At 65.3% G+C, this 22,574-nt stretch carries 18 protein-coding genes; 14 read left to right on the forward strand and 4 right to left on the reverse strand.

Features of this window, described 5'->3' with window-relative positions:
• The first annotated feature begins 207 nt into the window (after positions 1-207).
• Positions 208-723: a nucleoside deaminase gene (locus LQG66_RS15330; RefSeq protein WP_256460633.1), complete on the forward strand. Its 516-nt coding sequence runs from the start codon at positions 208-210 to the stop codon at positions 721-723.
• A gap of 99 nt (positions 724-822) precedes the next feature.
• Here LQG66_RS15330 and LQG66_RS15335 read toward each other — a convergent pair whose 3' ends face one another.
• Positions 823-1,917, reverse strand: a complete 1,095-nt coding sequence (locus tag LQG66_RS15335) for a hypothetical protein (RefSeq protein WP_231327041.1) — start codon at positions 1,915-1,917, stop codon at positions 823-825.
• Between the two features lie 568 nt (positions 1,918-2,485).
• On the opposite strand from LQG66_RS15335, the gene LQG66_RS15340 reads away from it, so the two are divergent.
• From LQG66_RS15340 to LQG66_RS15380, 9 genes are all read left to right on the forward strand, one after another.
• The gene (locus LQG66_RS15340) at positions 2,486-4,054 is read left to right on the forward strand and encodes an ABC transporter ATP-binding protein (RefSeq protein ID WP_231327042.1); all 1,569 of its coding nucleotides are present in this window, start codon (positions 2,486-2,488) and stop codon (positions 4,052-4,054) included.
• Complete coding sequence (locus LQG66_RS15345; RefSeq protein WP_231327043.1) at positions 4,038-5,129, forward strand: ABC transporter permease; 1,092 nt, start codon at positions 4,038-4,040, stop codon at positions 5,127-5,129. The genes LQG66_RS15340 and LQG66_RS15345 overlap by 17 nt, the downstream gene beginning before the upstream one ends.
• Positions 5,116-6,033: an ABC transporter permease gene (locus LQG66_RS15350; RefSeq protein WP_231327044.1), complete on the forward strand. Its 918-nt coding sequence runs from the start codon at positions 5,116-5,118 to the stop codon at positions 6,031-6,033. The genes LQG66_RS15345 and LQG66_RS15350 overlap by 14 nt, the downstream gene beginning before the upstream one ends.
• Positions 6,034-6,114: 81 nt before the next feature.
• Positions 6,115-7,194 (forward strand): BMP family ABC transporter substrate-binding protein, encoded by a 1,080-nt coding sequence (locus LQG66_RS15355; RefSeq protein ID WP_231327045.1) that lies wholly within the window; start codon positions 6,115-6,117, stop codon positions 7,192-7,194.
• Positions 7,195-7,351: 157 nt separating this feature from the next.
• Complete coding sequence (locus tag LQG66_RS15360; protein WP_305879330.1) at positions 7,352-8,950, forward strand: ABC transporter substrate-binding protein; 1,599 nt, start codon at positions 7,352-7,354, stop codon at positions 8,948-8,950.
• Between the two features lie 272 nt (positions 8,951-9,222).
• A complete protein-coding gene (locus LQG66_RS15365; RefSeq protein WP_231327046.1) occupies positions 9,223-10,233 on the forward strand; it encodes an ABC transporter permease subunit in 1,011 nt (336 codons plus the stop codon).
• A complete protein-coding gene (locus LQG66_RS15370; RefSeq protein WP_231327047.1) occupies positions 10,230-11,141 on the forward strand; it encodes an ABC transporter permease subunit in 912 nt (303 codons plus the stop codon). The genes LQG66_RS15365 and LQG66_RS15370 overlap by 4 nt, the downstream gene beginning before the upstream one ends.
• A 27-nt stretch (positions 11,142-11,168) precedes the next feature.
• Entirely contained in the window at positions 11,169-12,203 is a 1,035-nt protein-coding gene (locus LQG66_RS15375; protein WP_231327048.1) for an ABC transporter ATP-binding protein, read from the forward strand.
• On the forward strand, positions 12,200-13,177 hold the full coding sequence (locus LQG66_RS15380) for a peptide ABC transporter ATP-binding protein (protein ID WP_231327049.1): 978 nt from the start codon (positions 12,200-12,202) through the stop codon (positions 13,175-13,177). The genes LQG66_RS15375 and LQG66_RS15380 overlap by 4 nt, the downstream gene beginning before the upstream one ends.
• Positions 13,178-13,185: 8 nt before the next feature.
• On the opposite strand, the gene LQG66_RS15385 is transcribed toward LQG66_RS15380, so the two are convergent.
• Positions 13,186-14,532 (reverse strand): 8-oxoguanine deaminase, encoded by a 1,347-nt coding sequence (locus LQG66_RS15385; protein WP_231327050.1) that lies wholly within the window; start codon positions 14,530-14,532, stop codon positions 13,186-13,188.
• Between the two features lie 141 nt (positions 14,533-14,673).
• Between LQG66_RS15385 and LQG66_RS15390 the strand changes: the two genes are divergently transcribed.
• Genes LQG66_RS15390 through LQG66_RS15400 form a run of 3 tightly spaced genes read left to right on the forward strand, consistent with a single transcriptional unit; the run spans position 14,674 to position 19,640 of the window.
• On the forward strand, positions 14,674-15,501 hold the full coding sequence (locus tag LQG66_RS15390) for an FAD binding domain-containing protein (RefSeq protein WP_231327051.1): 828 nt from the start codon (positions 14,674-14,676) through the stop codon (positions 15,499-15,501).
• A complete protein-coding gene (locus LQG66_RS15395; RefSeq protein ID WP_231327052.1) occupies positions 15,498-18,212 on the forward strand; it encodes a molybdopterin-dependent oxidoreductase in 2,715 nt (904 codons plus the stop codon). Before LQG66_RS15390 ends, LQG66_RS15395 begins: the two co-directional genes overlap by 4 nt.
• A 30-nt stretch (positions 18,213-18,242) precedes the next feature.
• Entirely contained in the window at positions 18,243-19,640 is a 1,398-nt protein-coding gene (locus LQG66_RS15400; protein ID WP_231327053.1) for a nucleobase:cation symporter-2 family protein, read from the forward strand.
• Between the two features lie 20 nt (positions 19,641-19,660).
• Here LQG66_RS15400 and LQG66_RS15405 read toward each other — a convergent pair whose 3' ends face one another.
• Positions 19,661-19,969, reverse strand: coding sequence for a hypothetical protein (locus LQG66_RS15405; protein WP_231327054.1), 309 nt, complete (start codon positions 19,967-19,969; stop codon positions 19,661-19,663).
• 469 nt (positions 19,970-20,438) lie between these two features.
• On the opposite strand from LQG66_RS15405, the gene LQG66_RS15410 reads away from it, so the two are divergent.
• The gene (locus tag LQG66_RS15410; RefSeq protein WP_231327055.1) at positions 20,439-21,626 is read left to right on the forward strand and encodes a urate hydroxylase PuuD; all 1,188 of its coding nucleotides are present in this window, start codon (positions 20,439-20,441) and stop codon (positions 21,624-21,626) included.
• 514 nt (positions 21,627-22,140) lie between these two features.
• On the opposite strand, the gene LQG66_RS15415 is transcribed toward LQG66_RS15410, so the two are convergent.
• On the reverse strand, positions 22,141-22,377 hold the full coding sequence (locus LQG66_RS15415; RefSeq protein WP_231327056.1) for a hypothetical protein: 237 nt from the start codon (positions 22,375-22,377) through the stop codon (positions 22,141-22,143).
• Positions 22,378-22,574 lie beyond the last annotated feature (197 nt).

Raw genomic sequence — 22,574 nt, forward strand, 5'->3', positions numbered from 1 at the left:
GCGATCGCGGCGGTCTATCAGCTCGCGCTGCTGGCGCGCGCGTGACCTCCCGGGAAGACGGCATCACCTATCGCTGATGCACGCGCACGGCTGCCGTTCCGCGGGCGGGCGCTTCGCCTGCGCCCCGCTTGCGGTGACCGCGGGAGCAGAGCAGGATCGCCCGCGATGACCGGGAGCACAGCAATGACGATCGAGGACGGCGAGCCCATCGGGAGTACACGCGGTGTCGCCGACGCACACAACGACACCCAAGAATGCGACGCGCATTTCCTGCGCCACAGTTTTGCGGTCGCCCGCCGCTCGATGGCGCACGGCAATCATCCGTTCGCCGCGGTCCTCGTCGACGCCGGCGGGCACGTGCTGATCGAGGCGGAGAACGGCTACATGCCGGCCCGTGACGCCACCGCCCACGCGGAGCGCGTGCTCGCTACGCAGGCCTGTACCTCGCTTCTGCCGGAGGTCAGGACAACGGCCACGCTCTATTCGTCCGCAGAACCCTGCGCGATGTGCGCGGGCGCGATCTACTGGGCCGGGATCGGACGCGTGGTCTATGGATTGAGCGAGCGGCGGCTGCGCGACATCACCGGCAACCATCCGGAGAATCCCACCCTCGACCTGCCCTGCCGCGAGGTCTTCGCGAGCGGCCAGCGCGCGACCGAGGTGGTTGGCCCCCTGCTCGAAGACGAAGCAGCTGCGCTGCACGCCGGGGTCTGGGACAAATGACCTGAGACAAATGACCTGAGGCAAATGAGCTGCGATCAATGAAAAGGCGCCGCGACATCGCCGCGGCGCCTTCGCATATCCTACAGGTCGATCTGGGCGTCAGAACTTGACCGACACGCCGGTGTACAGCGACGACTCGGTGCAGGAGTTGGTGCTCACGCCAGCGACCGTGCAGACGCCCGGTGCCGCGTTGTGGTCGAGGCCGAACTTGTTCTGCCAGTAGCGATACGCCACCCACACGTCCACCATGTGAGAGTACTTCGCGCCCATGAAGGCCTTGGAGGCGTCGAACGTCAAACGGATCGGCTCGCTGTTGATCTCCATCTTGGTTGCAGTGCCACCCGAGGCGACACCGAGCGGCTGGTTCTGGTTGCCCTTCGGACCATAGAAGCCGGCGCGGCCGCTGATCGAGAAGTACCGAACGCTCTCCGGCAGGAAGCCGAGATCCATGTCATAGTTCAACTCGACGGCCCAGGTCGGATTGTAGCTGGTGTTGCCGTCGGGAGAGCAGGTCACGCCCGGAACGCCGCCAGCGAACAGGCCGCATTGAATGAATGCGTTGTGGTTCGAGAACTCCCAGTACATCAGGGGCGCAACGTTGAAATAGCCCTTGTAGGGAAGATCGAACGCAAACTGCAGACCGGCGACGACATCACGCTTGGCAGGCGCCAGGAACGTGTTCTCGGTGTTGGCGTCCATGCCGACCTCGAACGAGACGTTGTGCAGCGGTCCGACCGTGAAGGCATTGGTGTTGAACAGCTGGTTCCAGCCCAACGTCGAACGGAACAGACCGTAGATCTCGGTCGCGCCGGCGCAGCTCGCAGGCGCGCCGAAAATGTTGCCGGGCCCGGTGCAAGGTCCAGCCGGATCGTTCTTGTCCGACTTGAACATCGAGATGGTGAAGAAGTTGGTGCCGTAGCCCCAGACGTCGAAATGGGTGAACGAAAATACGCTCTTGGCCGTCTTGCCGTTGTACGAGCCGTTGGCATTCCGGGTGAACATTCCCGGATCCGTTCCCGTGAAGATGTAGGAGTAGGTCGCCCGGTTGTCGACGACGAGGAAGAACGGCAGGTCGGCCGGAGCCTTTTTCGCCATCGCCTTGGCCGGCAGATCGGCTGCGCCTGCCGGAGCGGCGGACGACAGGACTGCAGCGCCGAGCGCAACGGCAACCGCGATGGATTTATAGAACGACATGTAGAACACCCCCAATTAGCAAGCGCCGATTCCGGACTTGCATGCACAGTTGCGCTGTTCCCCCGGCGCGAGAAGCCTCAACTTTCTCCAGGGCTTGCCCGCGCTTTGATCAAGGTTCCGCCGCAATCCCCTCCGGCCGCGTCGCCCTTCGGTTCCAAATCCTGGGACGATCGGTCGCAGTCTGGCTGGCCCTTGGAATCGCTCTTGCCGGTTCACATTGCTGGAGTTTTCCAGAGCCGGACGGCGCGGCGAACAGCGGTGTGCTTCAGCACTTCTGGGACGAGACCGAAGCCCGAAACGACCCATTGCATGACGCTGCTCATCCAACGGGCAGCCTGCTACGCAGGACTGATTTTCCGGGGACTGTCGCAAAAGTGCCACATGCCATTTTCACGCGTTCGCTCTCCGTGATTGCAGTGCGAAAACACCACAACCGCGCGCCAGCGCGCAAAACACACCCGTCAACCTGAGCAAGAGTTGAGCAGACGATGGCGCTTTTCGCCTCTTACGCGCCGCGGCAAATTAGCTCACAATTGAGGCAGTTCCACTCCGTGCCCAAATCGCAGCGATGCCTGATCCCGCGCCGGCCGATCCTCACAGCACACCTCCGCTCCTGCAGACGGTCGGATTGACCAAGCGCTATGGCGACTTCCTTGCCAACGATAGGATCGACATCGAGATCTGGCCGCGACAGATCCATGCCTTGCTTGGCGAGAACGGTGCCGGCAAGTCGACCCTGGTGAAGACCATCTACGGTCTCGTGCAGCCCAGTGCGGGCGAGCTGCGCTGGCAGGGCGTACCGATCAAGCCGTCCGGGCCGGCGGAAGCGCGGGCGCTCGGGATCGGCATGGTCTTCCAGCATTTCTCCCTGTTCGACAATCTCACCGTGGCCGAGAACGTGGCGCTCGGGCTCGACGGCAAGGAGCCGTTCAAGGCGATCTCGGCCAGGCTTGCCGACGTCGCGCGCGACTACGGCCTGCCGCTCGATCCGAAGCGCGAGGTCTGGCAATTGTCGGTCGGCGAGCGCCAACGCATCGAGATCGTGCGCGCGCTGATGCAGAACCCGAAATTCCTGATCCTCGACGAGCCCACCGCCGTGCTGACGCCGCAGGAGGCCGATCAGCTGTTCGTGGTGTTGGAGCGTCTGAAGGCGGAAGGCCGCGCCATCCTCTACATCAGCCACAAGCTCGATGAGGTGAAGCGGCTGTGCGACACCGCTACCATTCTGCGCGGCGGCAAGAAGGTCGCGACCTGCAATCCGAAGCTCGAGACCGCAGCCTCGCTCGCCCGCATGATGGTGGGCACAGAGATCAAGCAGGTGAAGCCGCCGGCCGAACGCAAGACCACTGTGCCCCGCCTGGTCGTCAATGATCTCAGCCTCGAGCCCGCCGAGCTGCATGGTGCCCGCCTTCAAAACGTTTCGTTCGAGTTGAAGGGCGGCGAAATCCTCGGCATCGCCGGCGTCGCAGGCAACGGGCAGGACGAGCTGTTCGCAGCGCTGTCGGGTGAGCGCCTCGTCAAGGAGCCCGGTACCATCATCATCGACGGCCTCGCCTGCGGCAATCTGTCGATCACGCAGCGGCGCAAGATGGGTGCGGCCTTCGTGCCCGAGGAACGGCTCGGGCATGGCACCGCGCCGCGCATGAGATTGTCGGAGAATGCGCTGCTGACAGGGCACGCCGCCAGCGACATGGTCCGCCACGGCTTCATCAATTCCGCGGCGACGCTGCGGACCGTCGATCGCACCACCGAGACGTTCGACGTCCGCAAAGCCAAGCGCGATCCCGAAGCCGCGAGCTTGTCGGGCGGCAATCTGCAGAAATTCATCGTCGGCCGCGAGATCCTGCGCACGCCGGCGGTGCTCATCGTCAACCAGCCGACCTGGGGCGTGGATGCCGGCGCCGCCGCGATCATCCGCCAGGCACTGATCGATCTCGCCAGTGCCGGCGCCGCCGTGCTGGTCACCAGCCAGGACCTCGATGAGTTGATCGAGATCGCCGACCGTATCGCAGTGATGTTTCACGGGCACTTGTCAGAGGCGCTGCCGCGCGCCGAGGCCACGCGCGAAAAGCTGGGGCTGCTGATGGGCGGCGCCAGTCTCGACCAGAAGGAGGTCGCGCATGCAGCTCGTGCTTGAGAAGCGCGCCGAGCGCTCGCGCACGATCGCGCTGGTCTCGCCGCTGATCGCGATTGGCCTGACGCTGGTCACCATGAGCGTGCTGTTCGCCATTCTCGGCAAGAACCCGATCACGGCGCTCGGCGTCTACTTCATCGCGCCGCTCACCGACAGCTATTCGCTGCAGGAGATCGCGGTGAAGGCCACGCCGCTGGTGATGATCGCGATCGGATTATCGCTGTGCTATCTCGCCAACGTCTGGAACATCGGCGCCGAGGGCCAGTTCCTGATCGGCGCCGTCGCCGGCAGCTGGATCGCCGTCAAGACACAGGGCAGCGAGGCCGGGCATTGGGTGCTGCCGGCGATGCTGATCGCCGGCGCCGTCGCAGGCGCGCTCTATGCGCTGATCCCGGCGCTGTGCCGCGTGAAGTTCGGCGCCAGCGAAATCCTCACCAGCCTGATGCTGGTCTATGTCGCCGATCTCCTGCTCGACTATCTCGTACGCGGGCCCTGGCGTGACCCGGCCGGCTTCAACTTCCCGACGACGGCGGAGTTCGATCCAGTCGCGACGGTGCCGGTTTTGATCGAGGGCGGGCGACTGCATCTCGGCAGCCTCATCGCCCTGCTGGTCGTCGCCTGCGCCTTCGTGCTGCTCGACCGGACGATCAAGGGCTTCGAGATCCGCGTCGTCGGCGTGGCGCCGCGGGCCGCACGGTTCGGCGGCTTCAATGCCAATCAGCTGGTGCTTCTGACCTTCGCCGTGTCGGGCGCGCTGGCAGGGCTCGCCGGGATCATCGAGGTGGCGGGACCGATCGGACATCTGCAGCCGGGTATCTCGCCAGGCTATGGCTTCACCGCGATCATCGTCGCCTTCCTCGGGCGGCTCAATCCGGTTGGAATATTAATTGCAGGACTTTTCCTCGCGCTGACATTCATTGGGGGTGAGCAGGCCCAGATCACGATGAAGATTCCGCTCGATGTGACCAAGGTCTTCCAGGGCATCCTGCTGTTCTACGTGCTCGCCTGCGACTCCCTCATCCTCTACCGGTTCAAGCTCGTGTTCGCATCGCGGCAGGTCCAAAGTGGTGCTGGTTGAAGCAATCATCCTGTCGGTGCTCGCCGCATCGACGCCGCTGCTTTTGGCGGCGACTGGTGAGCTGGTCACCGAACGCTCCGGCGTTCTCAACCTCGGCGTTGAGGGCATGATGATCGTCGGCGCCGCCTGCGGCTTCGGCGGCGCCTGGCTGTCGGGATCGATCATCGTGGGCGCGATATGCGGCATCGTCGCCGGCATGGCGATGTCGCTGATCTTCGCGCTCATGACCCTGGGCCTGGCTGTGAATCAGGTGGCGACGGGCCTGGCGCTGACCATTCTCGGCATCGGCCTCTCCGGCCTGATCGGTGCGCGCTTCGTCGGCGAACGCATCACCACGGCGCCGCACCTCTCCATTCCTGGCCTCAGCGACATCCCGCTGGTCGGTCGCATCCTGTTCGGCGAGGATGCGTTCGTCTATTTGTCGCTGGCCTTGATCATCGCTGTCTGGTGGTTCCTCTATCGCACCCGCGCCGGACTCGTGCTGCGCGCCTGCGGCGACAACCACATCTCCGCGCACGCCCTCGGCTATCCGGTGCTGCGCATCCGCCTGCTCGCCGTGCTGTTCGGCGGCGGCTGTGCGGGCCTCGCCGGCGCCTATCTGCCGCTCGCCTACACGCCCTTCTTCATTCCCGGCATGACGGCAGGCCGCGGCTGGATCGCACTGGCGCTGGTCGTGTTCGCGTCCTGGCGGCCGGGCCGGCTGGTCATCGGCGCCTATCTGTTCGGCGCGGTGACGATCCTGCAGCTGCATGCGCAAGGCGCCGGCGTCGGCATTCCCTCGCAGTTCATGTCGGCGCTGCCCTATCTCGCCACCGTCATCGTGCTGGTGCTGCTGTCGCGCGCCCGCACTGGCGGCTCGACCGCGCCTGCTGCGCTGGGAACGGTGTTCGTGCCAGATCGCTAAACGTTTCATCCGGGGCGCCAGCGATGGGGCGCGACGCTCGGGATCACCCAGTTTTCCCCTGACAGTTTGGAGATACTGACGATGATGAAAAGGCTTCTGGGCGCTGCTGCCGCGCTGGTGCTGGCGGGAAGCTTCGTCGGCACGGCTCACGCCGCCGACAAGCTGAAGGTCGGCTTCATCTATCTCGGCCCGATCGGCGATCTCGGCTGGACCTATCAGCACGAGCTCGCGCGTCAGGCGCTGGTCAAGGAGTTCGGCGACAAGATCGAGACCACCTATCTCGAGAACGTGCCGGAAGGGCCCGACTCCGAGCGCGCCATCGAGCAGCTGGTCCGCGCCGGCAACACGCTGATCTTCACGACCTCGTTCGGCTACATGGACCCGACCCTGAAGGTCGCCAAGAAGTATCCGAACGTGCATTTCGAGCACGCGACGGGTTACAAGCGCGACAAGAACACGTCGACCTATTCGTCGCGCTGGTACCAGGGCCGCTACATCCAGGGCGTCATTGCCGGCAAGATGTCGAAGGCCGGCGTGCTCGGCTATATCGGCTCGTTCCCGATTCCGGAGGTCATCTCGGGCATCAACGCCACGATCATCGGCGCGCAGACGGTCAATCCGAACATCAAGGTCAAGATCATCTGGGCCAACACCTGGTTCGACCCCGGCAAGGAAGCCGACGCCGCCAAGGCGCTGATTGACCAGGGCGCCGACATCATCATGCAGCATACCGACAGCCCGGCGGCGATGCAGGTCGCAAGCGAGCGCGGCAAGCTCGCCTTCGGCCAGGATTCCGAGATGATCAAATTCGGACCGAAGACGCAGCTCACCTCGATCCTCGACACCTGGGCGCCCTACTACATCTCCCGCGTCAAGGCCGAGCTCGACGGCACCTGGAAGTCGGAAGACACCTGGGGTGGCCTCGATTCCAAGATGTTCGAGATGGCGCCCTACACCAACATGCCCGACGACGTGAAGAAGCTGGCGGAGGAGACGCAGGCCGCGATCACCTCCGGCAAGCTGCATCCGTTCAAATGCCCCGTGCTCGGCCAGGACGGTAAGGAGGTCGAGTGCAAGGGCGGCGCAAATCTCGCCGACGGCCAGATCCTCGGCATGAACTTCTACGTCAAGGGCATCGACGACAAGGTGCCGGGCAAGTAATCAAGCTGGAGCTACCGATCACCCTGCAGCTCTGCTGCGGCAGGGTGATCGGTACTCACATTTGAGTTGGACCTTTTGTTGCGACGGATGATGAGGTAGATCGTTACCCGAATGCATCGTGTCGCACCGCCGACAGCCGTAACCGGGAGTTCCAACCGTGAACAGATCTATCCTGCTCGTTGCCGTCTGCACTTCGGCGCTACTGACGAGTCCAGCCGCTTTCGCCAAGACCCTGGTTTTCTGCTCGGAAGGCAGCCCGGAGAACTTCTATCCCGGTGTCAACACAACCGGGACATCGTTCGATGGCAATGAGCCAATCTACAACCGCATCGTCGAGTTCGAGCGCGGCAGCACGCAAGTCGTGCCGGGTCTCGCCGAAACATGGACGATCTCGCCCGATGGCACCACCTACACGTTCAACCTGCGCAAGGGCGTGAAGTGGCATTCGACCTCCAAGTCGTTCAAGCCGACACGCGACTTCAATGCCGACGACATTCTGTTCTCGATCGAGCGGCAATGGAAGGAGGATAATCCCTATTTCAAGGTGACAAGCCCGAACCATTCGTATTTCGGCGACATGGCGATGCCGAAACTTTTGAAGTCGGTCGAGAAGATCGACGATTATACGATCAAGGTGACCCTCAATCAGCCGGAAGCCCCTTTCCTCGCGGATCTCGCGATGCCGTTCGCCGCGATCCAGTCGAAGGAATATGCCGACGCGATGCTGAAGGCCGGTACGCCCGAGAAGATCGACCAGGACCCGATCGGCACCGGTCCATTCTATCTGGTGCAGTATCAAAAGGACGCCGTGATCCGTTACAAGGCGTTCCCCCAATATTGGGGCGGCAAGGCCAAGATCGACGATCTCGTCTATGCGATCACCCCGGATTCATCCGTTCGCTGGGCCAAGCTCCAGAAGGGCGAATGCGACGTGATGCCCTATCCGAACCCGGCCGATATCGACACCATCAGGAAGGACCCGAACATCACGGTCTTGGAACAGCCAGGCCTCAACGTGGGCTATCTGGCGTTCAACACGCAGAAGAAGCCGTTCGATGACGTGCGCGTGCGCAAGGCCATGAGCATGGCGATCAACAAGAAGGCGATCATTGACGCGGTCTACCTGTCGACCGGCATCGCGGCAAAGAACCCGATCCCGCCGTCGATGTGGTCCTACAACGACGCCGTCAAGGACGATCCCTACGACCCCGAAGCGGCCAAGAAGCTTCTCTCCGATGCCGGATTTCCGAACGGCCTGGAGACGGATCTCTGGGCCATGCCGGTGCAGCGGCCCTACAATCCGAATGCCAAGCGCATCGCCGAACTGATGCAGGCCGACCTCGCCAAGATCGGCGTCAAGGCCGAGATCAAGTCGTTCGAATGGGGCGAATACCGCAAGCGGTTGCAGGCCGGCGAGCACCAGATGGGCATGTATGGCTGGACCGGCGACAATGGCGATCCCGACAATTTCCTGCACACGTTGCTCGGCTGTGCTTCGGCGTCGGGATCGGGGTCGAACATCGCCAAGTTCTGCTACAAGCCGTTCGACGATTTGGTCTTGAAGGCCAAGACCGTCAGCGACCAGGCCGAGCGTGCCAAGCTTTATGCGGAGGCCCAGGTGGTCTTCAAGGAGCAGGCACCGTGGTTTACCATCGCGCATGCGGTGCAGCTGAAGCCTATCAGCAAACGCGTGATCGACTTCAAGCTGTCGCCGTTCGGACGCCACAGCTTTTATGGCGTCGACGTCAAGGATTAGCGGATGGTGAGGGCGGAGCGGCCAACGCTGCCCCGCCGCTTATCTTATTGCGTCAGAACTGTTGAAACGTTCTCCGCGTCATTCCGGGGCATTCGCGAAGCGAATGAACCCGGAATCCATGGCGCCACCGTCTCCGAGGGCAAATGGATTCCGGGCCCACGCTTCGCGCGCCCCGGAATGACGATGCAGAGAGGACGGTGTACTAACTGATCCAATACTGCCGAGACTCAGCAGGATTCACCTTCCCTTCCGAGGGGGATGAGAAAGACGGCATGCTTCGCTTCGCTTTTACAAGACTGAGCCTCGTGGTTCCGACCTTCATCGGCATCACCTTGCTCGTCTTCGTGCTGATCCGCCTGATCCCCGGCGATCCGATCGAGACGATGGCGGGCGAACGCGGCATCGATCCGGCACGCCTCGCCCAATTGCGCAAGGACTACGGCTTCGATCAGCCCGTGCTGGTCCAGTATGGTTTCTATCTGTCGCGGCTGGCGCACGGAGATCTCGGCCGCTCGATCGTCACCCATGAGCCGGTGATTGCCGAATTCCGGACCTTGTTCCCGGCGACGGTCGAACTGTCGGTGTGCGCGATCCTGTTTGCGCTGTGCGTGGGGCTGCCGGCCGGCATCATCGCCGCGGTCAGGCGCAACTCGATCTTCGATCACGGCGTGATGGGGATCTCGCTCACCGGCTATTCGATGCCGATTTTCTGGTGGGGACTGCTGCTGATCCTGCTGTTTTCGGTGCAGCTCGGATGGACGCCGGTGTCCGGCCGGATCGCGGTGCAGTATTACATCGAGCCGGTCACCGGCTTCCTGCTGATCGATACACTGCTGGCCGGTGATGTCGGCGCGTTTCGTTCGGCCCTGTCGCATCTCGTCCTGCCGACCATCGTGCTCGGAACGGTGCCGCTTGCGGTGATCGCCCGCATGACGCGGTCGGCCATGCTGGAAGTGCTGGGCGAGGACTACATCCGCACCGCCCGCGCCAAGGGGCTGCCGCCGTTCCGCGTGATCGCGATCCACGCCTTGCGCAATGCGCTGATTCCGGTGGTGACGGTGATCGGGCTGCAGGTCGGCGTATTGTTCACCGGCGCCATCCTCACCGAAACCATCTTTTCCTGGCCCGGCGTCGGCAAATGGCTGATCGAGGGCATCAACCGCCGCGATTATCCGGTGCTGCAGGGCGGCACGCTGCTGATCGGCGCGATCGTCATGACCGTCAATCTGCTGGTTGACATCGCCTATGGGCTGATCAATCCCCGCATCCGGTACACGCGATGAGCGCCGAGCACCTCCCAACCCGCATCGTTTTGGCGCAAGCCGGCGCGCCGCCATCTCCATTGCTGGAGTTCTGGCAAGACTTCCGGAAAAATGCCGGGGCCGTCGCGGGCCTCGTCGTGATCGCGGTCCTGATCCTGCTCGCGCTGTCGGCCGATGTCGTCGCGCCGCATTCGCCTGTGCTCACCAACAATGCGGCATTCCTGAAGCCTCCCTTCTGGCAGCAGGGTGGATCGCTCACCTATCCGCTCGGCACCGACGCGATCGGGCGCGATATTCTGTCCCGTCTCATCCATGGCGCGCGGCTGTCGCTTCTGATCGGCATCGCGGTGGTGACGTTGTCGGTGATAGCGGGAACGATCCTCGGCCTGGTTGCGGGCTTCTTCCGTGGCGTGACCGAGATTGCGATCATGCGGCTGATGGACATCACGTTGACACTGCCAAGCCTTCTGCTCGCGATCGTGATCGTCGCGATCCTCGGGCCGGGCCTGATGAATGCCATGCTGGCGGTCGCGATCGTGCTGCTGCCGCACTATGTGCGGATCGCGCGTGCGGCCGTGATCAGCGAGGTCTCGAAGGACTACGTCATCGCGGCCAAGGTCGCGGGCGCCGGCCGGCTCCGCCTGATGTTCAAGGAGGTGCTGCCGAATTGCGCGGCGCCGCTGATCGTGCAGGCGACGCTCGGAATTTCCACCGCGATCCTGGACGCCGCCGCGCTCGGCTTTCTCGGTCTCGGCGCGCAACCGCCCCTGCCCGAATGGGGAACCATGCTGGCGGACGCGCGCGAATTCGTGCTGCGGGCGTGGTGGGTCGTCACGCTGCCGGGCTTGGCGATCCTGCTGACGGTGCTCGCCTTCAACCTGCTCGGTGACGGGCTGCGCGACGCGCTCGATCCCAAGCTCAAACGATGATTTGCGCAAGTGAGTAAAGGCGATCCGATGCCGCTTCTCGAGATCGAAAATCTGTCGGTCGCATTTCCATCGCGGAACGGGATGGTCCGTGCCGTGGACGGCGTCAGCATCACGCTCGACAAGGGCGAGGTGCTGGGGATCGTCGGCGAGTCCGGATCCGGCAAGAGCGTCGGCATGCTGGCGCTGATGGGACTGGTGCCCTACCCCGGCCAAGTGCAGGCCGACAAATTGTTGTTCGAGGGACGGGATCTGCAGACCCTGTCCGACCGCGAGCGGCGCGCCCTCACCGGCAAGGACGTCGCGATGATCTTCCAGGAGCCGACGACGTCGCTCAACCCCTCCTTTACGATCGGCTATCAGCTGGCCGAGACGTTGCGCATCCATGAGGGGATGGACCGCAGGGCCGCGCGGCGGCGGGTGATCGAGCTGCTGGAGCAGGTCGGCATTCCGGCCGCAGAGAGCCGGCTCTCGGCCTATCCGCACCAGCTCTCGGGCGGCATGAACCAGCGCGTCATGATCGCGATGGCGATCGCCTGCAATCCGAAGCTCCTGATCGCCGACGAGCCGACGACGGCGCTCGACGTCACCATCCAGGCCCAGATCCTGGATTTGCTGCTGTCGCTGCAGCGCGATCGCGGCATGGCGCTGATCCTCATCACCCACAACATGGGCGTGGTCTCGGACACGACCGAGCGGGTCGCCGTGATGTATGCGGGACAGATCATGGAGCAGCGCCCGACCCCGAGCCTGTTCGCCTCGCCAGAGCATCCCTATACGGCAGCGCTGCTGGCGGCCCGCCCGGAGGCGAGCGACGGGGGACGGCTCGCCACCATCCCGGGCGTGGTGCCCGGCGCTTACGATCGGCCGCGCGGGTGCCTGTTCAGTCCACGTTGCGTCTATGCGACGCCGCTGACCGATGAGGTGCGTCCCGATCTGCGTCCCTGGAGCGACGGCCTGGTCCGTTGTCATTATCCGCTCGGCGATCCGACACGGGAGGAGCGACTTGCGGCCGACCGGCGCGGCATCGGCGCGACCAACGACAAGCGCGAGGCCGTGTCATGACGGCGCTCGTCACCGCGGACGGCCTCAAGCGCAGTTACGAGGTCAAGCAGGGCCTGTTCCGCGCCCCGGCGCATCTGCAGGCGGTTGGCGGCGTGTCCTTTGCCATTGAAGCCGGCAAGACGCTGGCGATCGTCGGCGAATCCGGTTGCGGCAAATCGACTCTCGCGCGACTGGTCACACTGATTGAGAAGCCGAACGCCGGCACGCTCACGCTCGACGGGCTCGACGCCGTCAATCCTCCTGGCAGCGCCGCGAGGACCTTGCGGCGTACCGTGCAGATCGTGTTTCAAAATCCATATGGCTCGCTCAACCCGCGCAAGCGTGTCGGCGCCATCCTCGAAGAGCCGCTGATCATCAACACCGACCTCACCAAGCAGGAGCGGCGCGCGCAGGCGCTCGACATGATGGCGAAGGTCGGGCTGCGTGCTGAGCATTACGGCCGCTATCCGCACATGTTCTCCGGCGGCCAGCGGCAGCGCATCGCGATCGCGCGCGCCCTGATGTTGCGGCCGAAGCTGCTGGTTGCCGATGAGCCGGTCTCTGCGCTCGACATGTCGGTGCAGGCGCAGGTGCTCAACCTCCTGGTCGATCTGCAGCGCGAGCTGGGGCTGGCCTATCTCTTCATCTCGCACGATCTCGGCGTTGTCAGGCACATCGCCAACGACGTGCTGATCATGTATCTGGGACTGGTCATGGAGCACGGGCCGAAGGAGCGCATTTTTGCGCGGCCGTTGCACCCCTATACGCAGGCCCTGGTCGATGCCACGCCGGGTCTTGGTCGTAAACGTCAGCGGATCGTGCCCAAGGGCGAGTTGCCGTCGCCGCTCGACCCACCGGTCGGCTGCGTCTTCTCGACCCGCTGCCCCCATGTGACGGATCTCTGCCGCGCGCAGCGCCCGCCGCTGCGCCCGCTCGACAGTCGCCTCGTCGCCTGCCATTACGCCGAACGCTTCCTGGAGACACAGGTGGCCTGACGATCGTCTCACCCTCCCTGCATAGCCTTGGCCGCCGCGCTATGCCTGCCGATCAGGCCCGCAACATCCAGCCCCGGAATGGCGCCGTCGACCACGGTCCATCTGCCCCCGACCATGACGCGGTCGGCGCGATGCGCACCGCACAGCACGAGTGCCGCAATCGGATCGCCGGCTCCCGAGAAGCGCAACTCGTCGAGCTTGAACAGCGCGAGATCGGCAGCCTTGCCCACGGCGATCTCGCCGAGCTCCGGCCGGCCGACGCAGGCCGCCGAGCCCTTCGTCGCCCAGCGCAACGCATCCTTGTGGCTGATTCTTCCAACGCCGTAGCGCGCCCGCTGCAGCAGGAACGCAGCGCGTACCTCCTGCATCAGATTGGAGCCGTCGTTCGAAGCCGAGCCGTCGACGCCGAGGCCGATGCCGACGCCGGCCTCCTCCATCTCGCAGACCGGGCAGCAGCCCGACGCGAGCAGCTGGTTCGAGCAGGCGCAATGGCTGATGCTGGTCTTGGCCTTGCCGAGCCGCGTCATCTCCTCGGCATTGAAGAAGATGCCGTGCGCGAGCCAGGTCCGCGGACCGAGCCAGCCGTTCTTCTCGAGATAGTCGAGCGGACGGCAGCCGAACATCGCCTCGCAGAAACGGTTCTCGTCCTCGGTTTCTGCCAGATGCGTGTGCAGGCGCACGTCGAGCCTGTCGGCGAGCGCGGCGGTTTTCTGCATCAGCGATCCCGTCACCGAGAACGGCGAGCACGGCGCCAGCGCGATCTGCACCATCGCATCCGGCCCGCGCTCATGATAGGTGGCGACCAAGCGCTCGCTGTCGGCCAGGATGGTGTCCTCGTCCTGCACCACGCTGTCCGGCGGCAGCCCGCCATCGCGCTCGGACAGGTTCATCGAGCCGCGCGTCAACAGCACCCGGATGCCGAGCCGCTTCGCGGCTGCGACCTCGATGCCGACTGCGTCCTCCAGCCCGGCAGGAAACACGTAATGATGGTCTGTCGTCGTCGTGCAGCCCGACAGCATCAGCTCGGACATGGCGACCGTGACGGCCGCATCCAGCGCCTCCGGCGTCAGCTTGGCCCACACCGGATACAGCGCCTTCAGCCAGGGGAACAGCTCGCGGTCCATCGCGGCCGGCAGCGCCCGCGTCAGCGTCTGGTAGAAGTGATGGTGCGTGTTGATCAGCCCGGGGATGACGACATGCGCGCCTGCATCATAGGCCACCACGCCCGCAGTGGCCGGCTCGGCACCTGCAGGCACAAGCTCGACGATGCGGCCGTCCTTGACGACGACGCCGCGCGCGGCGCCCTCGGCCAGGATGGCGAGCGGGTCCTTGATCCAGATCGGCGTGGTGCTCATGGCTGTCTCATCTCGCTGCGCGCGGCGTTCGCATTCGCTGGTGACTTGCAAGCGAAAGGCCAACATCATCCTATTGCCAGTTGGCGCTGGTCTTGCAAGGATTTCACCGGCGATATGCTTCGCCAATGAGCTTGCGTCACCATGGACCTGAACACCATCACCGAGGTCGTGCGCCCGAGAACGCGGGCGGACCTGCTCAGCTGGCAGGCAGGCGATGCCTGGCTGGCCGGCGGCACCTGGCTGTTCTCGGAACCGCAGGCGCAGCTCTCGCGGCTGATCGACCTCAGCGATCTCGCCTGGCCAGCGCTCACCGCGAGCACCGACGGCCTGAGCATCGCGGCCACCTGCAGCGTTGCGGAGCTCGACGCGCTGCAATGCCCGGCCGACTGGATCGCAGCGCCACTGATCGATCAGTGCTGTCGCGCGTTCCTGGCCTCCTTCAAGATATGGAAGACCGCGACCGTCGGCGGCAATCTCTGCATGTCGCTGCCGGCGGGGCCGATGATCTCGCTGCTCGCCGCGCTCGAAGGGGTGTGCACGATCTGGAAGAGCGACGGCAGCGAGCAGCGGATTGCGGTCGCCGACTTCGTCACCGGCAACAACAGCAACGTGCTCGCGCCCGGCGATCTGCTGCGCCAGATCGACATCCCGCTCACCGCGCTGAAGCGGCGCACGGCCTTTCGCCAGATCGCACTGACACCTGTCGGCCGCTCCGGTGCGCTCGTCATCGGCACGATGGGACGCGATGGCGACCTGCTGCTGACCGTCACGGCATCGACCGTCAGACCGCTGCCGCTGCGCTTTGCCGCGATGCCGGACGCAGCCCTGCTGCGCGCGACAATCCAGCGCGATATTCCCGACGTGCTTTATCATGACGATCTCCACGGCAAGCCCGCCTGGCGCAAGGCCATGACCTTGCGCCTCGCCGAGGAGATCCGCAGCGAACTCGCAGACGGCGCGCGGCCATGAGCGTGATCGTCAATGGCAAAGCGGTCGCCCCCGCGCCCCGCCCCGGCCAATGCCTGCGCACGTTTCTGCGCGACACCGGCCATTTCGGCGTCAAGAAGGGCTGCGATGCCGGCGACTGCGGCGCCTGCACCGTGCTGCTCGACGGCGAGCCGGTGCACAGCTGCCTGATCCCGGCCTTTCGCGCCGATGGTCACGCGGTCACGACGATCGAGGGGCTGGCAACTGACGAGGGTCTGCATCCGATGCAGCAGGCCTTCCTCGACGCCCAGGCGTTTCAATGCGGCTTCTGCACCGCCGGCATGATCGTCACCTGCGCCTCGCTGAACCAGGCGCAGAAGCAGGATCTCGACGCGGCCCTGAAGGGCAATCTGTGCCGCTGCACCGGTTATCGCGCGATCGAGGATGCGCTGCTCGGCCGCACCAATGTCGAGGACGTCGCCGCCGGCGAAGCCTTCGGCCGCAGCCTGCCCGCGCCTGCCGGACCGGATGTCGTCCAGGGCCGGGCGCGCTACACGTTCGACACCGCCATCGAAGGCCTGCTGCACGTCAAGCTGTTGCGATCGCCGCATGCGCATGCTCGGATCACCAGGATCGACAGATCCGCGGCGCTGGCGGTGCCCGGCGTGCATGCGGTGCTGACGCATGAGGATGCGCCAGCCATTCTGTTCTCGACGGCGCGCCACGAACAGGCCTGGATGGATCCGGCCGACACCCGCGTACTTGACGACGTCGTCCGCTTCATCGGCCAGAAGGTGGCCGCCGTGGTGGCGGAGAGCGAAGCCGCGGCGGAGGAAGGCTGCCGCCGCCTCCGCGTCGATTACGAGGTCCTGCCCGCGGTGGTCGATCCCGAAGAGGCGATCGCGCCCGGCGCGCCCATCATTCACGCCGGCCGCACGGCCGAGCATCGCATTGCCGATGTCAGCCGCAACGTCGTCGCCGAGAGCCACGGCGAATTCGGCGACGTCGCTGCAGCGCTGCGAACCGCCGCCGCGACCTATGAAGGTACCTTCACGACGCAACGCGTCCAGCATGCCGCGCTGGAGACTCACGGCGGGCTCGCCTGGCTCGACGAGGCCGGCGTTCTCACCGTGCGCTCCAGCACGCAGGTGCCGTTCCTGACGCGGCGGGCGCTGTGCGAGATCTTCGAGCTTCCCTCCGACAAGGTCCGCGTCTTCTGCGAGCGCGTCGGCGGCGGCTTCGGCGGCAAGCAGGAGATGTTCGTCGAGGACATCCTGGCGCTGGCAGCGCTGAAGACGAAGCGGCCGGTCAAGCTCGAATTCACCCGCGAGGAGCAGTTCATCGCCACCTCGACGCGGCATCCGATGTGCGTCACGGTCAAAGCGGGCGCCGACAGAAACGGCAAGCTCACCGCGCTTCAGCTCGACGTGCTCTCCAACACCGGCGCCTATGGCAATCACGCCGGGCCCGTGCTGTTCCACGCCTGCGCCGAGTCGATCTCGGTCTACAATTGTCCGAACAAGAAGGTCGACGCGGTCGCGGCCTACACCAACACGGTGCCGGCCGGCGCCTATCGCGGCTACGGCCTGCCGCAGACCACCTTCGCTGTCGAAGCCGCCATCGACGAGCTCGCGATCCAGCTCGGCATCGACCCGTTCGAGATACGCCGTCGCAACGTCGTCAAGCCTGGCGATCCGATGCTGTCGCCGCCGGGCTCCGAGCACAGCGACGTGCTGTACGGCTCCTACGGGCTCGACCAGTGCATCGATCTGGTCGAACGCGCGATGGCCGAGGAAACGCCGACCCCGGAGCTGTCGGCCGAATGGCTCGAGGGAGACGGCATCGCACTGACGATGATCGACACCGTGCCGCCCGATGGCCACTTCGCCGATGCCGTGATCAGCCTGCGCGACGACGGCGGCTTCACGCTCACCGTCGGCACCGCCGAGTTCGGCAACGGCACCAGCACCGTGCATCGCCAGATCGCCGCGACCGTGCTGAGCACCGGGGTCGACCGCATTGCCCTCAAGCAGTCCGACACGGCCCATGGCGGCCACGACACCGGCGCCTATGGCTCGACGGGCACCTTCGTCGCGGGCCGTGCCACGCAGGCCGCGGCCGAGGCTCTTGCTGACAAGATCAGGCGCTTCGCCGCCGGTCACTGGAACGTCGACACGGCCGAGTGCCGGATCGCGGATGATGCGATCATCTGCGGCGCGCAGCGTCTCTCGTTCGCCGAGATCGCCGGCCCAAGCGGATCGCAACTCTCCGCCGGCGGCAACTCGCAAGGGACGCCGCGCTCGGTCGCCTTCAACGTCCAGGGCTTCCGCGTCGCCGTGAACAAGCACACCGGCGCGATCAAGATTCTCAGGAGCGTGCAGGCGGCCGACGCCGGCCGTGTCGCCAATCCGATGCAGTGCCGCGGCCAGGTCGAGGGCGGCGTCGCGCAAGCGCTGGGCGCCGCGCTCTACGAGGAGATCGTCATCGACGCCACCGGCGGCGTGATCAATCCGCGCTTCCGCGACTACCACCTGCCCTCCTACGCCGACGTGCCGCGCACCGAGGTGCTGTTTGCGGAGACCAACGATGCCATCGGCCCGCTGGGGGCGAAGTCGATGAGCGAGAGTCCGTACAATCCGGTGGCGGCCGCGCTCGGCAACGCCTTGCGCGCGGCAACCGGCATCCGCTTCACGGCGGTGCCGTTCAAGCCGGACCGGCTGTTTCCGCAGTTGCAGGAGACGTTCGGCGACTGAGGCAATCATGGCGACGATCTGGGGGGAGACATGAGCGATAAAGTAGATCCGGTCGACGAGATGCTGCCGGTCCCGAAACTGCTGGCGCTCGGGCTGCAGCACGTGCTGGTGATGTATGCGGGCGCCGTCGCCGTGCCGCTGATCATCGGCCGCGCCCTGAAGCTGCCGCCCGAGGACGTCGCCTTTCTGATCAGCGCCGACCTGTTCGCCTGCGGCCTCGCCACTCTCGTGCAATGCATCGGCTTTCCCGGCGTCGGCATTCGCCTGCCGGTGATGATGGGCGTCACCTTCGCCTCCGTCGGTCCGATGCTGTCGATGGCCGCTTCGCCTGAGATCGGGCTGCTCGGCATCTACGGCTCGGTGATCGCCGCCGGCCTGTTCGGCATCATCGTCGCGCCCTTCGTCAGCCGGCTGCTGCCGCTGTTCCCGCCGGTCGTCACCGGCACCATCATCCTCATCATCGGCATCTCCCTGATGCGGGTCGGCATCAACTGGGCCGGCGGCGGCCTGCCGACAATCACCAAGGTCGTCGACGGCGCCGCCGGCGCCTTTCCCAATCCGAACTACGGCCAGCTGCAGGGGCTCGGCATCGCGCTGTTCGTGCTGCTGTTCATCCTCGGCCTGATCAAATGGGGCACCGGCTTCATCGCCAACGTCTCGGTGCTGCTCGGCATCGTTGCCGGCGCCGTGCTCGCGACCGTGCTGGGCGTCATGCATTTTGAAAAGGTCGGCGCCGCCTCCTGGGGCGCGCTGGTGGTCCCGTTCCGCTTCGGCGTGCCGCAATTCCAGCTCGTGCCGATCATCACGATGTGCGTCGTGATGATCGTGGTCATGATCGAGTCGCTCGGCATGTTCCTCGCGCTCGGCGAGATGACCGGCAAGACCGTCGATCGCGAGGCGCTGTCGCGCGGCCTGCGCGCCGACGGCGTCGGCACCCTGCTCGGCGGTCTGTTCAACACCTTCCCCTACACCTCGTTCTCGCAGAATGTCGGGCTGGTCTCGGTCACCGGCGTGCGCTCGCGCTGGGTCACGATCACCGGCGGCTGCATCATGCTGCTGCTCGGCCTGCTGCCGAAAATGGCCGCGCTCGTCGAGGCCGTGCCGCAGGTCGTGCTCGGCGGCGCCGGCCTCGTGATGTTCGGCATGGTGGCGGCGACCGGCGCGCGCATCCTCGCCAATGTCGACTTCAAGACCAACCGCTTCAACCTGTTCATCGTCGCGATCTCGGTCGGCTTCGGCCTGATCCCGCTGGCGGCGCCCGGCTTCTTCCACAACCTGCCGCGCGAACTGCAGCCGCTGCTCGAATCCGGCATCCTGTTGTGCGCGGTCGTCGCCGTGCTGCTGAATGCGTTCTTCAACGGGCTCGGCAGCGGCCGGACCGCGGAGGCTGACGCCGCCGCGGCAGCGTCCTCCGCGCAGCACGTCTGAGGTGACGGATGGCTGCGCGCCTACTTCGGCCGGCGGTCGTAGGACCAGCCCAACAGACCGCTCCGCTCCGTCTCGGGCTCCGGCTCCGCCGCCGGGGCGGGCTGAGTCGGCTGGGCGGCAGCCTGCGGTGCAGCGGGCGCGACCGGCTTCGGAATGCTCTCGCACTTCATCGAATAGACCAGCTTGCCGTCCTCGGTGCGCCCGATCGGGGCGCAGGCGTCGGCGCGTTTGGCGATGGCGGGCTTTGGCGCGGGCGCCGTCTGCGCCTGCGCGGCTGGCACCAGGCCGGGCTGCGCCACCACCAGCATGATCAGACCCAGTCTCTTCATCGCACCCGCCTCGCTTCGCTATCGGCCACATTGAACGCAATCGCGTCGCGGAAGTCCACCTCGTCAGGCGCGCCTGACGGCCTGTCTCCCGTGCATGGCCTACCACCGCGATGCGCTGGGAATCGCACCCGATCGATGCCACAGATGAGATGCGGGCGATCGTGCTCGGGCGCGCCTCGCAGAGGGATAGTACGTGCTCACATCTATCGACGAGAGGTTCGAGCCGTCGCGCACGGAAGGTGGGCTCCCTCTCCCCGTTCTTACGGCGCCGCGACGAGCTTCGCTCGCGCTGAGCGGGTTGGGGTGAGGGGCAGACGCACGGGTATTCTGCGTTGTTGGACCTGTACCCCCTCACCCGGATTGCATCTGGCGATGCAATCCGACCTCTCCCCGCAAGCGGGGAGAGGCAAGCACCGCGCAAGCCGTGCGGTGTGGGCTCGAACGAACGACGAGAGGAGATGAGCGCGCGATGTGGGCTTCGATCATATCGGAATGGCTGAGCCTGATCTTCCGCTGGCTGCACGTGATCGCGGCGGTGGCCTGGATCGGCAGCTCGTTCTACTTCATTGCGCTCGACCTCAGCCTGAAGCCGCGCGAAGGCCTGCCGAAAGGCGTGATGGGCGAGGCCTGGCAGGTCCATGGCGGCGGCTTCTATCACATCGTCAAATATCTGGTGGCGCCGGCGCAGATGCCGAGCGAGCTGACCTGGTTCAAATGGGAGGCCTACACCACCTGGCTGTCCGGCTTCGTGCTGATGATCGTGGTGTACTATCTCAATGCCGACCTGTTCCTGGTCGACAAGTCGATCCTCGATCTCACGCCTCTTCAGGCCGGCCTGTTCAGCTTCGGCTCGCTGGCGCTGGCCTGGCTGCTCTACGAGGCCGCCTGCCGCAGCGGGCTTGCGAAGCATGAGCTGCCGTTCGCGATCGGCGGCTACGTCTTCCTGGTCGCGCTCACCTTCGCCTTCACCCACGTGCTGAGCGGCCGCGGCGCCTTCAACCAGATCGGCGCCATCATCGGCACCATCATGGTCGCCAACGTGTTCGCGGTGATCATTCCCAACCAGAAGAAGATCGTCGCCGCGCTGCTCGCAGGGCAAGCGCCCGATCCCAAGCTCGGCAAGGCCGGCAAGGAGCGTTCGGTCCACAACAACTATTTGACCCTGCCGGTCGTCGTGCTGATGATCAGCAATCACTATCCGCTGCTGTTCGGCACCCGCTACAACTGGGCGATCGTCGCCATCGTGCTGGCGCTCGGCCCGGTGATCCGCCACTTCTTCAACGAGCGTCACAAGGGCAATCCGTCGCCCTGGTGGGTGTGGGGCGTGGCCGCCGCGGGCATGATCGCGATCCTGCTGTTGTCGGCGGCCGGCCCGCGCGACGCCAAGGCAGCCGCCGCCGCGCAGCCGAGCTTCGCGCAGGTCGAGGAGATCGTGACCTCCCGCTGCAGCATGTGCCATGCCGCTGAGCCGGTCTGGGACGGCATCGTCACGGCGCCGAAGGGCGTGCTGCTCGACAACGCCGACAACATCCAGCGCAATGCGCGATTGATCGCCCGCAACGCGGCGTGGTCCAGCGCGATGCCGCCCGGCAACATCACCGAGATCACCGGTGAGGAGCGCGCCGTGCTGGCGGCGTGGGCGGGCGCGTCGCAATAGCTGCAGAATTTCGTCCCCTGCCTCACATGTCAAACAGCGGTCGCTTCGAGACCATTCGTCACAACGAACTCCCGCGCTCCGACAAGTGTCGACTGTTTCAATCATTTCGTTGGTAGGAAGAGGGCGTGCCGCTGCGTTACCGCGGCGTGATCGGCCCGGGTTGTGCGTCATGTCCGCCCTCCATCAAACGAGAGGGCGCAGGGAAGGCCGGGCCTCGGCTGAGGCCCGTGGCCCCCGTGCGAGAAAAATGCACGGGGCAGGAACCACAGGTACAGCCGGAACGACCCGGCCCTCCCTGCGCGATGGTCTTCACGCTTATGTCGCGCTCTCCCCGGTGTCCGGGCTCTTTAGCCACCGTCGCCTTCGGGATCATCATCCCCCAAAGACTTAGCGCCAGCGTCGGGGCGCCAGGACCACGCGATTTCACGTCTGCGCCGGACAGCGCTCGTCGCGCACCGCCGCTCGCAGCCACCGCTCCCCACCTCACGTATCGTGACGACGCGTACGCCCCTCTTCACGAGGCGGGATGGCGAGAGACAACCACATTTTCCGAAAAAACGAAAGCGGAATATTTTTCGCCGAGGGACTGGACAGGCCAAATCAGCTTGAAAGGATTTGCGAAATTCGTTGTTTGGCGCATGCGATTCAGCGGGGCGCCGTGTTGCGCGGCGCCGCCGACGAACACTCCGCTGTCGTCCCGGCCAAGCACCGACAGCGCAATGCGCTGTTGGTGCGCGGAGCCGGGATACATACCGCGTGATCTCGCAATCGATCCGAGCTGGCAGTCGTCCGTCAAATAGCGTTCGGTGGCTATGGGTCCCGGCTCGGCGCCACCGGACAACGCTTCGCGTTGCCGGCCGCTTGGCCGGGACGACAGCTGAGAGCATCAGCGCGGCCTCCGCGCCGCGAAACACGAGTCGACGCCAATGCGAGGCGCTGTTGCGCCGA

Source organism: Bradyrhizobium ontarionense (genome assembly GCF_021088345.1).
GTDB lineage: Bacteria > Pseudomonadota > Alphaproteobacteria > Rhizobiales > Xanthobacteraceae > Bradyrhizobium > Bradyrhizobium ontarionense.